Genomic DNA, 311 nt, shown 5'->3' on the forward strand with positions numbered 1-311 from the left:
GGGCCCCTCTGGCACCCCATCAATTGGGTGTGATGTCGGACCGCGTTTTCCAGGGCCCGGTTTCATCGTGACGTTTGCGACCGAGCCCCCAGATGTGGAGTGTGCGATGACGGCCGCTGTTGGCATGCCCTGTCCGATCTGCCGCGTGCCGCTGGTGATGAGCGAGCGCCAGGGGGTGGAGATCGATTACTGTCCGCAATGCCGCGGGGTCTGGCTGGACCGTGGCGAGCTGGACAAGATCATCGAGCGAAGCGCCGCCGAACTGGGCGGATCGCCGACGCCTGCCGCCCCGCCGCCGCCGCCCGCTTATC

The 311-nt window shown here is 67.5% G+C and carries 1 protein-coding gene; it reads left to right on the forward strand.

The features are described from left to right. Positions 1-106: 106 nt before the first annotated feature. Positions 107-311: TFIIB-type zinc ribbon-containing protein (locus AX702_RS14000; RefSeq protein ID WP_197420611.1), on the forward strand; the 205-nt coding region annotated here is incomplete at its 3' end.

The organism is Sphingomonas sp. CCH5-D11 (genome assembly GCF_001557395.1).
GTDB lineage: Bacteria > Pseudomonadota > Alphaproteobacteria > Sphingomonadales > Sphingomonadaceae > Sphingomonas.